Source organism: Microbacterium sp. Root1433D1 (assembly GCF_001426835.1).
GTDB lineage: Bacteria > Actinomycetota > Actinomycetes > Actinomycetales > Microbacteriaceae > Microbacterium > Microbacterium maritypicum.
In genome coordinates, this window is sequence record NZ_LMFN01000003.1 from 417,423 (window position 1) to 429,384 (window position 11,962).

At 68.1% G+C, this 11,962-nt stretch carries 11 protein-coding genes; 3 read left to right on the top strand and 8 right to left on the bottom strand.

Features of this window, described 5'->3' with window-relative positions:
- Nucleotides 1–3: 3 nt before the first annotated feature.
- Entirely contained in the window at nt 4–312 is a 309-nt protein-coding gene (locus ASD13_RS12975; RefSeq protein WP_055869859.1) for a hypothetical protein, read from the bottom strand.
- 75 nt (nt 313–387) lie between these two features.
- Nucleotides 388–1,020, bottom strand: a complete 633-nt coding sequence (locus tag ASD13_RS12980) for a hypothetical protein (RefSeq protein ID WP_055869863.1) — start codon at nt 1,018–1,020, stop codon at nt 388–390.
- Nucleotides 1,021–1,075: 55 nt separating this feature from the next.
- On the opposite strand from ASD13_RS12980, the gene ASD13_RS12985 reads away from it, so the two are divergent.
- Together ASD13_RS12985 and ASD13_RS12990 are read left to right on the top strand one after the other, a co-directional pair.
- Nucleotides 1,076–2,578, top strand: a complete 1,503-nt coding sequence (locus ASD13_RS12985; RefSeq protein WP_055869866.1) for an L-serine ammonia-lyase, iron-sulfur-dependent, subunit alpha — start codon at nt 1,076–1,078, stop codon at nt 2,576–2,578.
- 66 nt (nt 2,579–2,644) lie between these two features.
- Nucleotides 2,645–3,397, top strand: a complete 753-nt coding sequence (locus ASD13_RS12990; RefSeq protein ID WP_055869868.1) for an AAA family ATPase — start codon at nt 2,645–2,647, stop codon at nt 3,395–3,397.
- Nucleotides 3,398–3,533: 136 nt separating this feature from the next.
- Here the strand turns inward: ASD13_RS12990 and hrpB are convergent, their stop codons facing one another.
- The 4 genes from hrpB to ASD13_RS13010 all read right to left on the bottom strand — a co-directional run bounded on the left by hrpB (nt 3,534) and on the right by ASD13_RS13010 (nt 9,713).
- The gene (hrpB, locus tag ASD13_RS12995) at nt 3,534–6,086 is read right to left on the bottom strand and encodes an ATP-dependent helicase HrpB (RefSeq protein ID WP_055869871.1); all 2,553 of its coding nucleotides are present in this window, start codon (nt 6,084–6,086) and stop codon (nt 3,534–3,536) included.
- A gap of 201 nt (nt 6,087–6,287) precedes the next feature.
- Nucleotides 6,288–7,892, bottom strand: a complete 1,605-nt coding sequence (locus tag ASD13_RS13000) for an SPFH domain-containing protein (protein WP_055869874.1) — start codon at nt 7,890–7,892, stop codon at nt 6,288–6,290.
- Nucleotides 7,893–8,054: 162 nt separating this feature from the next.
- Complete coding sequence (locus tag ASD13_RS13005; RefSeq protein WP_055869877.1) at nt 8,055–8,483, bottom strand: MarR family winged helix-turn-helix transcriptional regulator; 429 nt, start codon at nt 8,481–8,483, stop codon at nt 8,055–8,057.
- Between the two features lie 255 nt (nt 8,484–8,738).
- Entirely contained in the window at nt 8,739–9,713 is a 975-nt protein-coding gene (locus tag ASD13_RS13010) for a helix-turn-helix transcriptional regulator (RefSeq protein ID WP_055869879.1), read from the bottom strand.
- 109 nt (nt 9,714–9,822) lie between these two features.
- Here ASD13_RS13010 and ASD13_RS13015 point away from each other — a divergent pair, with 109 nt between their 5' ends.
- Entirely contained in the window at nt 9,823–10,773 is a 951-nt protein-coding gene (locus ASD13_RS13015; protein WP_055869882.1) for an alpha/beta fold hydrolase, read from the top strand.
- A gap of 202 nt (nt 10,774–10,975) precedes the next feature.
- On the opposite strand, the gene ASD13_RS13020 is transcribed toward ASD13_RS13015, so the two are convergent.
- Both ASD13_RS13020 and ASD13_RS17415 read right to left on the bottom strand, forming a co-directional pair.
- On the bottom strand, nt 10,976–11,617 hold the full coding sequence (locus tag ASD13_RS13020; protein WP_157535639.1) for a hypothetical protein: 642 nt from the start codon (nt 11,615–11,617) through the stop codon (nt 10,976–10,978).
- Nucleotides 11,614–11,769, bottom strand: coding sequence for a hypothetical protein (locus ASD13_RS17415; protein ID WP_157535640.1), 156 nt, complete (start codon nt 11,767–11,769; stop codon nt 11,614–11,616). The genes ASD13_RS13020 and ASD13_RS17415 overlap by 4 nt, the downstream gene beginning before the upstream one ends.
- Between the last annotated feature and the right edge of the window lie 193 nt (nt 11,770–11,962).

Sequence of the window (11,962 nt, forward strand, 5' to 3'; positions counted from 1 at the left end):
CGCTCAGTCGGCCTGCGGCTCCTCGGTGTCGATCACGCCGATGCCGACGGCCTCATGATCGGGCTCGGCCTCGTCGCGCTGGGGTGCTTTGGGTTCCTCGCCCGGAGCCTTCTCGGTGCTCGGCTCCTGCAACTGCTCGGTGCTCGGCACCTCATCGGGGTCTGCCTGCTCAGCGGACTCGGCCTGTGCGGGGGAGGCATCCGGCGCGGGCGACTCCGCCGTCACTTCTCCCGCATCGGCGCCCGATGAGGGGGTGGGTGTGGGAGCCTGCGTCTCGGGAGCCGGTTCCTGCTCGGGTGTGCTGTTCGTCATGATCGTCCCTTTCGCGATGTCGTCGCCATCAGGATGCCGTCGGAACCGCACCGGATGAAGGGGCTTGACGCGGCCTCAGAAGTGCATCTGCTTCAGCGTGCCGTACTTGATCAGCAACTCCTCGAGAGCGTCGCCGTCTTTGTACTCCACGCGCACGGTCTTGCCGGTGCCGCCCGCGAGCACGATGTCGGGTCCGTTCGAGAACAGCAGCGTCGACCAGGGCGAGGTGAACACGGTCGCCCCTGCGGCATCCCTGGTTGAGACGCCGTCGGCATCCAGCGCGATCTCGACGATCTTGTCGGACCCCTTCACCGGGAAGACGGCGGGGAACTCGCTTCCCTCCCATTCGCGGAAGTAGGCGCTCAGGCCGATCTTCGCCTGCGGGAAACCGGCACGCAGGCTGCGTCCGATCCGCGAGACGTGCACCTCATGCTCGGCGCGTTCTCCCTGATCATCGGTGATCGCGACCGTGACGGTCCCGCCGATCGGGTAGGTCTGCCGGAACAGCTCCTCCTGGCGCTTGTCATCCGGTGCCAGGTCGCTGCTCTCCAGGAACGGCTGCTCGCCGATCCACCCGGTGCGCACGCTCCAGGTGCGGGTCGTCGCCTTGCTCTTCTTGCGCGAGCTGAGAACGCCGAACACGACGATCAGCACGAGCACGAGCGCGCCCGCCGCGAGGAACAGCAGGATCCCGGTGTCATCACTCATGCGATCAGGTTAATGGGGGTGAACTGAAGAGGGGAAGGCGGCGTACCCTGGACGAGTGACTGCGTACGTCTCGGCCTTCGACCTGTTCTCCATCGGAGTGGGGCCCTCGAGCTCCCATACGGTGGGCCCGATGCGCGCGGCCCTGGACTTCGTCCACCGGCTCGGCGCGAGCCAGACGCTCAGCGCGGTGTCGCGGATCGAGTGCACGCTGTTCGGTTCGCTGGGAGCGACCGGTATCGGACACGGAACGCCGGATGCCGTCGTGGCGGGGCTGCGGGGATTGTCGCCGGAGAGCTGCGACCCTGCGGAGGTGCGTTCGGCCTGGACCGAGTACCCGGCGGGTGAGCCGCTCACTCTCGATGGCCAGCAGCAGATCCCGTTCGCGAAGACCGACATCGTCTTCGCGCCACGCACCAGGCTGCCCGGTCATCCGAACGCCATGACGATCACCGCGTGGGACGCCGCCGGCGCGACGATCGCCGAGGAGACCTACTACTCGATCGGCGGAGGCTTCATCCGGCGTGAGGGGGAAGAAACGTCGATCACCTCTGCCGGCTTCCCCTATTCCTACGCGGATGCCGCGTCGCTGCTCGCCCTCTGTGACGAGAACGGACTGTCGATCGCCGAGGTCGCGCGACTGAACGAGACTGCGGTGCGCAGCGAGGAAGAGGTCGCTGCCGGGCTGGACGCGATCTGGAATGCCATGTCGGCGTGCGTCGATGCCGGCCTGCACTCCGACGGTGTGCTGCCCGGCATGCTCAAGGTGAAGCGGCGGGCGAGCACGATCCGTGCGCAGCTCGATGAGGTCGAGGCCGACGGGCACCGTGAACTCCCCGGCGAATGGCTCGGGGCTTTCGCGCTCGCGGTCAACGAGGAGAACGCGGCGGGCGGGCGCGTCGTCACTGCACCCACGAACGGTGCGGCCGGCATTCTGCCCGCCGTAGCGATGTACTGGTGGCGGTTCCTTGCCGACTCCGGGCTCGGTGCCGGCAATGCCGTGACGCCCTACGGCGAGCTGGTCGGAAGTGCGCTGCTGGGCTTCGGCCCTGACGGTCGCAGCCTCGCCGCGCAGGTGGATGCCGACCTCGATCCCGAGCAGACGGCCGAGGCCAACGGCCGCCGTGGCATCCGTCGTTTCCTGCTGACGGCGACCGCTCTCGGCTCGCTGTTCAAAGCGAACGCCTCGATCTCGGGGGCGGAGGGCGGGTGTCAGGCCGAAGTGGGATCCGCCTGCGCGATGGCCGCGGGCGGCCTCACCGCGGTGATGGGCGGCACGAACCGTCAGATCGAGAACGCGGCCGAGATCGCGATGGAGCACCACCTCGGTCTCACCTGCGACCCGATCGGCGGGCTCGTGCAGATCCCGTGCATCGAGCGCAACGCGATCGCCGCTTCGACCGCCGTGACCGCCGCGCGTCTCGCGCTGCGCGGAGACGGCAGCCACTACGTGTCGCTGGATGCCGTGGTCGAGACGATGCGCCAGACCGGCGCCGACATGTCGACCAAGTACAAGGAGACCAGCGAGGGCGGACTCGCGGTCAACGTCATCGAGTGCTGAGCGCCACTGGCGCGCCGTGTCGGTAGTCGCGGATAGCCTCCTCGGAGACCGACCGAGGAGAGTGTGATGGATCCGTTCTGGGACCCGCGCAGCAAGCGCCGGCGCCAGCAGCCGGTCGTCGCCGTGCATCCGACCGATGACGCGCCCACGCCCGGCGCGCAGTGGCCCACGAGCATCCCGGCCGTCGCCCAGGTGCTGCGGGAGGGTATCGATCTCGACCCCGGAGTGACATTCCTCGTCGGCGAGAACGGCAGCGGCAAGTCGACCATCGTCGAAGGGGTCGCGATCGCCTACGGATTGTCGCCCGAGGGCGGGTCGCGCCAGGCGAAGCACAGCACGCGCCCGACGGAGTCGCCGTTGTCGGAGTGGTTGCGGCTCCAGCGTGGCGTGGGTGCGAACCGGTGGGGTTTCTTCCTGCGCGCCGAGACGATGCACTCGTTCTACACGTACCTGGAAGAGAACCCCTCGCCCCGCGGCGACGTCGCCTTTCACGAGATGAGCCATGGCGAGTCGTTCCTCGCGCTGCTGGAGAGCCGGTTCGATGAGCCGGGGTTCTACTGCCTCGATGAGCCCGAGGCCGCACTGTCGTTCTCCTCGACGCTCGCGCTCATCGCCGTGCTGCAGCGCATCGTCGACGAGGGCGGCCAGGTGCTGTGCGCCACGCACTCTCCCGTGCTCGCCGCGTTGCCCGGGGCGCGCATCCTCGAGGTCGGTGACTGGGGCATCCGCTCCGCCGAGTGGAACGACCTCGAACTCGTGAATCACTGGCGGTCGTTCCTCGACTCGCCTCCGCGCTACCTGCGTCATCTGCTCGACTGACCTCGGCTCGATCCGCGGCGCACGTCGCAGGCTGGCGAGTCGTTTCACGCCAGCTGCGGCACCGCGCGGCAGCACTCCCGCTGCGGCCGCGCACGCATTGAGACGCCGGCCGAGGCCCCTCTCAGTGAGTGGAGCGTCAGCGGGCGGAGCGGTTCTTGGTGTGCCTGGTCGGTGCGGTGGCCCAGGGATCCTCGGGCCACGGGTGCTTCGGATACCGGCCGCGCATCTCGGCGCGCACCTGGGCATACGGGCCCGACCAGAACGAGTTCAGGTCATCGGTGACCGCGAGCGGGTGTCTGGCGGGGGACAGCAGATGGAAGAGCACCGGCACACGCCCGTCGACCAGCCGGGGAGTCTCGGCCCACCCGAAGCACTCCTGCAGCTTCACCGCGACCACGGGCCGGGCGTCGGGGTCGTCGGGCGCCGGGTAGGCGATGCGGATGCGGGAGCCGGTGGGAACTTCCAGACGCTCGGGCACGAGCTCGTCGAAACGCGCGGCCTCGGGCCACGGCAGCAGTCGGCGCAGCGCCGACGTCAGCTCCAGTCGCGCGGCAGGAGTGCCGGATGCCAGTGCGTCGAGCTCCGGCGCAAGCCAGGCGTCGAGGGCGGCGAGCAGCCCGGCGTCCGAGACATCCGGCCACGGCGACCCCAGTTCACGATGCAGCAGCGCCAGACGACGCCGCAGCTCGGCGGCCGGGGTGGACCACGTGAACATGCCCAGCCCCTCGCGCTGTAGCGTGCGGCGTACGGCGTCGCGGCCCTCTTCGACCGATGCGCGCACCGGTGCCGAGGAACGCAGGATCGCTCCCACGCGCCGCTCGCGTCGTGCCTGCAGGCGACCTGCGACGAACTCTGCCTCGACGCGGTCGGTGAGCAGGTGGCTGGCCGCGTGCTCCATCTGCTCCTCGGTGAGCATCGCCGCCGACCGGACGATCGCCCCGGATCCGGCGGACCCGCGCCCGGACGCGCGCGCGACGTCGGCGATGGCCAGCCACTCGACCGCCGCGAGCGGGCCGGTCACTCCCGCGCGGGTGCCGGATGCCAGCAGGAAAGTCGCCCCGTCGGCCGAGCGGTCCACGCGACGCGCGACGCGCTCAGGGAAAGCCAGCGCGATCACGAGGCCGACGCCGTCGAGGTCGGAGCGCAACCCCGGTGTCGCCGTGCTCAGACGCTCGAGACGATCCGCGTCGGTGCGCCAGCGGCGGGCATCCGCCGTGCGTCCGCCTCGCAGTGCGATGAGTGCCTGCGCGACATCGGAGTCCGCGGAGCGCAGGTCGCCGCCCACCAGCGCGACGACCTCGGCGGCGAGTCGAGCGCCCACCGCTGGACCGCCATCACGCAGCGCGCGTGCGAGCCGCGGATCGGTGGGGATGCGGGCCAGGGCGCGGCCCTCGTCGGTGGCGCGGCCCTCATCGTCGATCGCGCCGAGTCCGTGCAGCACCGTGATGGCGTCGGCCAGGCTGTCAGCGGGCAGGGGGTCGATCAGCCGCAGACCGGCACCGCCCGGCGCACCCCAGCACGCGAGTAGCAGGGCCGCATCAGCCAGGTCGCTCGACGCGATCTCCGGTGTCGGGCGGGCGGGGGCGGCGGCGTAGGTGCGTTCGTCAATGCAGCGGACGACGGTCCCCGGTCCCTGGCGAGTGCCGCGGCCGGCGCGCTGCACGCTCGACGAACGGGAAGCCGCGGCGGTCACGAGCCCCGTCATCCCACGCGCCGCGTCGCGCTGAGGGGTGCGCGCCAGGCAGGTGTCGACCACCAGCCGCACACCGGGCACGGTGAGCGAGGACTCTGCGAGCGAGGTCGTGACGATGATGCGGGTCTGCTCGTCCGGGCGGCGCCCGCGGATCACGGCATCCTGCTCGGACGCGGGCATGCGACCATGCAGCTCCCGCACGTCGAAGGATTCGGTCGTGTCGCGGACGCGGCGGGCGATCTCCGACACCTCGCGGGCGCCCGGCGCGAAGACCAGCACATCGGCCGTGGGGTCGTCGTGGCGCAGCTCCCGAGCGGCGGATGCGGTGGTCCGCGAGACGTGATCCAGGAACGCCCAGGTGACACCGCGCTCGTCGAGGCGCGGTGCAGGGCTCGGAGCCCAGCGCTCGGTGAGGGGGAAGGCGGGAACATCGTGGTCGACGATCGGGGCTGGTTGCTCGTCGACGCCGAGGACGGAGGCGATGCGCGCGGCGTCGAGGGTGGCCGACATGGCGATGAGGACGAGGTCGTCCCGCAGCTCGCGTACCTCCGAGAGCAGGCCGATCAGGAGGTCGGTCTCGAGCGCGCGCTCGTGCACCTCGTCGATGATCACCGCATCGACGCCCTGGAGGCCGGGATCGTTCAGCAGCCGCCGCAGCAGGACGCCGGCCGTGACGAATTCGACCCGCGTCTCCTTTGCGACCGCGCGCTCGCCTCGGACGGTGAACCCCACACGAGTGCCGAGCGGGGAACCGTCGAGCTGTGCGAGCCGGCGCGCGGCGGCCCTGGCGGCGACGCGACGCGGCTGTGTGACGATGACGCGGCCGGTCGAACGAGAGGCGAGCAGCGGCGGCACGAGCGTGGTCTTGCCGGTGCCTGGCGGCGCGCTCACCACCGCTGACGTGTTCGTGTCGAGCGTCTGGGCGAGCTCGTCGAGGGCAGCCGCGAACGAGAGTCCTGCGCCGATGGTGGCGAGGTCGAAGGCAACTGACGTCATCGTCTCAGTCTGCCCGGTCGGCGTCGTCCGGCGTCGTCCACAACTCAGGACGGTTGCGTCCGATGCGGTCAGATCCGGCATTCTGGCCGGCCGCCGGCGACGAATCTCCTGAGTCAGCGATGGGAAAGGGGAGCCCGCACGAAGACAGCGGATGCCGCGACTGGAAGGGCCGCGGCATCCGCTGTCTTCGTGTGGCGGGGACTACTCCGTGTCTGTCGCCGGCGCTGCAGGCGGCGGCGGAGTGGTCGGGTTCGGAACCCGCGTCTGCGCAGGCGCAGGAGCGGCGGCCGCAGCCACACCCTCGCCGATGCCGCGACCGACGGCCTGACCCTGGATGATGCCGGCGAGGTCGAGCCCCGTGGCCGAGTGGACGCTGTCGAACACCGACCGCATCGCGATTGCGCTGTCGGCTCCGACGACGTTCGAGGCGCCGTCTTCGCCCGAGCCTCCGATGATCGACACGTTGCCGATCGCGGCGTAGCCCTTCGAGAACTCCGCCATGATCGACGGCAGCACTTCGAGCACCCGCTGCGAGAGGAACGCGTCCTGGTTCGACGCGATCGCCTTCGCCTCCGCCTCGAGGGCGGCCGCTCGCGCGTCACCCTCGGCACGGATCGCGTCGGCCTCGGCGCTGGCGCGCAGGCGGCGGGCTTCGGACTCGGCCTCTGCCTGGGACCGCAGCGCGTCTGCCTCACCCTGCGCCTTCGCGACAGCGGCAGCTGCTTCACCGTCGGCGCGTGCCCTGTCAGCTTGGGCCTGCTGCTCGGCGATGCGAGTACGGGCCTCGGCCTGCTTGACCTGCTCGATCGCGGCAGCCTCGGCTGCGCGCTCGCGGGTGTACAGCTCGGCCTGTGCGCGGGTCTCCGCCTCATACCGCTGCGCGTCGGCGACGCGCTTGACGTCGGCGTCGAGCTGAGCCTGCTTGTTCTCGGCCTGCTGCTGCAGAACGGCCTGCTGCGCCTGCTCGCGTGCGAGGTTCTCGGCCTGCTCCGCCTCGGCCCGCGCGCGGCCGATGCCGGCGTTGGCGTTGGCCGTGTTGGTGTCGAGTGCGGTCTGCTCGACCAGGTTGGCTTCCTGGTTCGCGATGTTCTTCTGGTTGATCGCGCGGTCGGCGTTGGTCTGCGAGATCTCCGCGGACTGGCGCTTCGCCTGGATCTCGGGGGCGCCGAGGGACTGGATGTAGCCGACCTTGTCGGTGATGCCCTTGATCTGGAACGAGTCGAGGATCAGACCCTGCTCGGCGAGCTCCTGAGAGACGTCGGCGGCGATCTGGTCGGAGAACTTCTTGCGCTCGCGCATCAGCTCGACGACCGAGAGGGTGGCCACGATGCCGCGGAGGGCACCTTCGAGCTGCTCTGTGGTGAACTGCTCGATCGCCTTGTCCTGCGAGGCGAAGCGCTCGGCGGCACGGCGCACCAGGATCGGGTCGGAGCCGATCTTCACGATCGCGACGCCGTCGACGTTCAGAGTCACGCTGTCGAGCGACTGGGCCTCGGCGTTGAGGGAGACCTGGCGTGAGCGCAGCGAGATGATCTCATGGCGCTGCGTGATCGGGTTGACGAGCGACTTGCCGTTCACGATGACCGTGACCGGCGACTCCGACATCTCGGACCGGCTCGAGCCGTCTGCCGCGAGGACTGCGGTCTGCACCTTCTGCTTGCGACCGGAGATCACGAGTGCCTCGTCGGCGCGAGCGACCTTGATCCAGCTGCGTGCGAACAGCAGCAGGATGAGCAGTAGGACGACGACGACGACGACGGCGATTCCGACGATGACGAGGATGCCGACGATTCCGGCGATCTCCATGGATGACCTCCCTGGTTCCCCCCGAGGGGGCGGTCTCGAGCGCGCCGTGGTGCGCGCCTTCGTCCCCCACCCTGCCAGATAGTGCCCGCCCGCGTTGAGGGGACGACAGTTGTGAGCGGAACAGGAGAACCTCGCACCGCGCTCTGCGCTGTGCAGGGGAGGTCAGCGGGCGCGGAGCTTCTCCGCGAGGTCGCGCAGCGCGCGCAGCTCGTCGTCGTCCAGGCGCGACATGCGGTCGGCGATCGAGCGTCCGTGCACGGTGGCGAGCGCACGGAAGGCCTTCGCACCCTCGTCGGTCGCGCGGATCAGGGCACCGCGTCCGTCGTCGGGGTCCGCGCATTTCGCCACGAGTCCTCGCGTGACCATGCGGTCGACCAGGCGCGAGACGCTGGGCTGACTGATCAGCATGTTCGAGGTGATGTCGCGCAGCCGCGCGGTCATGTCGGGGGAGCGGGTCACCGTGAGCAGCACGTCGTACTCGGCCTGTGCGATATCGCTGTGCTCGAAGTCGCTCAACATCTCGGTGAACAACTGGTGCTGCGCACGGAACAGGCTCTCCCAGGCCTCCAGGGCGAGCTTGCGATCGGTCATCATCACAGGATAGTGCGAACAGTAAAGGGCCGGTCGGAGAGGCTCCCGACCGGCCCTTGTCCCTTGCACCAAGAGTGTCCTGCAATCACATGCGGTGAGTGCCACAGCAAACATTCACCGTGTGATCACTGTATAACGGCGAGATAACGAATGCAACGGTTTGGTCACGGAAAGTTCGGGTGGGTGATCGCACGGCACCAACCCGGAGTTCCGCTTCGCAGGCGCTCCGAGACGACGCGGCGGCTTACGAAGCCGTCACGTGAGTCGCTCGCGGTCGACGAGGTGGGTGGCGAGCCGCTCGACGGCGCTCGCGAGCTCGGCCGGCTCGATGACAGATACCGGAGCAGTGAGCGCTATCTCGGCGATCGTCATCGCGAGCCTTCCGAGATCTTCGCTGCGGATTCCGATGACGCAGTGCTCTGCGTGATCCTCCCGCAGAGTGTGGTCGGCCCACCGGAGGACGCCCTCGATCTCGGCGTACGGCATGTGGATGACGAGGGTCGCAGCGTGATCGCGGGCCGTGCGGCCGATCGATCTCGCGACGAACTCGGCGGCGTCTCCTCCGGGAACCGTTCGGGGCGGGAAACGAGTGCCGACGGGTCGCGGCGCCTGGATGCGGTCGAGTCGGAACGTTCTCCAGTCGCCACGATCTCGGTCCCACGCGACGAGATACCAGCGACGCCCGGCTGTGACGAGCTGATGCGGCTCGACGTGCCGTCTGCTGCGCTCTTCCCGGGTTCGCCGATAGTCGAACCGCACATGCTCGTGGTCGCGACATGCTGCGGCGAATACGCTCAGCGACTCCGGATGGATGACGTCGTCGTCTACCGCCCGCCTCAGGGAGGCGACGCTCGAGTGCAGCGCCGACACCCGTCGACGAAGCCGGTGAGGCAGAAGCGCTTCGATCTTCGCCAGAGCGCGCAGTGATGTCTCCTCGATCCCGCTGATGGCGGCTTCCGCGGCATAGCGCAAGCCGATCGCCACCGCGACGGCCTCCTCGTCGTCGAGGATCAGCGGCGGCACATGCGCTCCCGTCGCGAGCCGGTAGCCGCCGTACCTCCCCGAGGTGGAATCGACCGGGTAGCCGAGCTCGCGAAGGCGGTCGAGGTCTCGCCGCACCGTTCGTTCGGTCACCCCGAGCCGAGCCGCCAGTTCCGCACAGGGCCAGAAGCGGTTGGTCTGCAGAAGCGACAACAACTGCAGGGCTCTGCCCGTGGGATTGGTTCTCATGATCTCAGCCTGCCGAGGATCTAGGACATCCGGTGTCCAGAATGCTCCGTACGGTCCGAGTAGCCGCCGATCCAGACCCGCGATCGGTGCCGAACTCAGAGGAGCATCCATGAAGCTGTCCGACTTCCCCGACCCCACCCTTATCCCGGTCAACGGCGTTGAACTCGAAGTCTTCGAGGCCGGGCGAGAGAATGCCGGGAACCCCGTCGTGCTCTGCCACGGATGGCCCGGGCAAGCCTCCGTCTGGCGGCATCAGGTGCCAGCGCTCGTCGCTGCGGGGTACCACGTCATCGTCCCGAACCAGCGCGGCTACGGCAACTCCTCGCGGCCGGCTGACGTGACGGCCTACGACATCGGACACCTCTCGGGCGACCTCGTCGCACTTCTCGATCACTTCGGATACGACAAGGCGATCTTCGTCGGTCACGACTGGGGCGCAAGCGTCGTCTGGGGGCTGGCGCTGCTGCATCCCGACCGTGTGGACAAGGTGATCAATCTGAGCCTGCCCTATCAGGAGCGTGGAGAGGTTCCGTGGATCGAACTCATGGAAGCCGTGCTCGGTGGTGACTTCTACTTCGTCCACTTCAATCGACAGCCCGGCGTCGCGGACGCCGTCTTCGAGGAGAACACGTTCTCGTTCCTTCGCAACCTGTACCGGAAGAACGAACCCCCTCGGCAGCCTCAGCCGGGGATGGCCTTCATCGATCTCGCCCGAGCGGAGGCACCACTCGGTGAGCCCGTCATGAGCGACGAGGAACTCGACGTTCTCGTCTCGGCTTTCGAAACCTCAGGATTCACGGGCGGCGTGAACTGGTACAGGAACCTCGACCGCAATTGGCACCTGCTCGCCGATGTGGACCCGATCATCCTCCACCCCGCACTTATGATCTACGGCGACAGAGACATGGTGCAGAAATCCGAAACGCTTGCGGACTTCGTGCCGAACGTCGACGTCGTCAGTCTCGACTGCGGGCACTGGATCCAGCAGGAAAAGCCCACCGAACTCAACGAGGCGATCGTGAGTTGGCTGCGACGACAGGACGCGACGCGCGATCAGTGATCCGTCCGCGGAGCCTCTGACGGTCGCGTCAGCAACGCGCCCAAGGCCGCGAGATGTCCGGCGGTCATGGATGAGGCTCCCGTGATGGCGAGCGTTGCGGTGCCCGGGTTCCTCCTCGATGAAGTAAGCCACGATCGGCTCCCGGAGGCATCGTCACAGGCGGTCGGGCGCCCAGCAGCCAGCGCCAGGCGACCGGCGTTCGCTACTCAGCGATCAGGCTCACTGATAGGTCTACGGGCTGTTCTATGGCTATCTGAAGGCATCCCGGAGGGACATAGTCCCCGGCCCTCTCGAATTCATCGCACGTGACGAGCCTGTTGTGGTGCGTTCCGGCGACCGCACCGAGAACTGTGACGACGACGATGAGAGCACCCGCGAGCCATTGGTCACGCTTGGACAGTCGAAAGAAATCGAGATCGAGCATTCTTGCGAGAACGATCAGGATGAACGGGAGCGAAACCAAGAGCAGCAGAGAAGATGCCAAGACCGCGATCTCCCCGGCGATACTCGTGTCCGAGAGGAGCAGAGCCGTTCCCACATAGAGAACCGGAAGAAGCAACAGCACCCGAGTGCCGATACGCGCGCGGAGGACACGCCGATGCGTCAGCGAGAGCACGAGGACGATGAGGGAGATCACGACGACCTCGAACATGCGGCGGTAGCCGATCTCGATACCGAACGCACCATAATCCCATCCCAGAGACCACCCGTATAGCCCCCCGCTGACTGCCACGATCAGAAGGGCACGGGCTGATGCCCTGGGATCCGACGGTGCAACGGCGGCATCGCGGGCGTTGTCGATGACCGTCGGATCGGCGTCATCTGAGCCATGTGTGCGGGTCATCCGCGCATTTTAGTCATCAGATCTGAACCAAGAGGTTCTTGCTCCACCTGGGCGGCGCAGCGCTTGATGTCCTCGGCAAGAGCCAGTCTGAGGGAGAGCACCGGGCTTGTCCCCGTCAGGTCACGATCCAGCGTCGTGACGAAACAGTTCATTGAGATTTCCCAGGTTTCACGACACTATGCGTTGAGACGCAGTCTTTACTGGGTCGACCACGGGGAGTGCGTGGGAAACAAGGGGAGAGGGATCACCGATGTTTGGTGCAGGGTTGTTTCGAGGGATTTCGAAGCGTCGGGATCGACGAACACGCGATGCTGACGCGCGCCAGGAGCGGCGCCTGCTCGCGCC

What these genes read in the sequence shown, in the direction of transcription:
- ASD13_RS12975 (WP_055869859.1), bottom strand. Translation starts at nt 312, where the DNA reads ATGACGAACAGCACACCCGAGCAGGAACCGGCTCCCGAGACGCAGGCT.
- ASD13_RS12980 (WP_055869863.1), bottom strand. Translation starts at nt 1,020, where the DNA reads ATGAGTGATGACACCGGGATCCTGCTGTTCCTCGCGGCGGGCGCGCTC.
- ASD13_RS12990 (WP_055869868.1), top strand. Translation starts at nt 2,645, where the DNA reads ATGGATCCGTTCTGGGACCCGCGCAGCAAGCGCCGGCGCCAGCAGCCG.
- hrpB (WP_055869871.1), bottom strand. Translation starts at nt 6,086, where the DNA reads ATGACGTCAGTTGCCTTCGACCTCGCCACCATCGGCGCAGGACTCTCG.
- ASD13_RS13000 (WP_055869874.1), bottom strand. Translation starts at nt 7,892, where the DNA reads ATGGAGATCGCCGGAATCGTCGGCATCCTCGTCATCGTCGGAATCGCC.
- ASD13_RS13005 (WP_055869877.1), bottom strand. Translation starts at nt 8,483, where the DNA reads ATGACCGATCGCAAGCTCGCCCTGGAGGCCTGGGAGAGCCTGTTCCGT.
- ASD13_RS13010 (WP_055869879.1), bottom strand. Translation starts at nt 9,713, where the DNA reads ATGAGAACCAATCCCACGGGCAGAGCCCTGCAGTTGTTGTCGCTTCTG.
- ASD13_RS13015 (WP_055869882.1), top strand. Translation starts at nt 9,823, where the DNA reads ATGAAGCTGTCCGACTTCCCCGACCCCACCCTTATCCCGGTCAACGGC.
- ASD13_RS13020 (WP_157535639.1), bottom strand. Translation starts at nt 11,617, where the DNA reads ATGACCCGCACACATGGCTCAGATGACGCCGATCCGACGGTCATCGAC.
- ASD13_RS17415 (WP_157535640.1), bottom strand. Translation starts at nt 11,769, where the DNA reads ATGAACTGTTTCGTCACGACGCTGGATCGTGACCTGACGGGGACAAGC.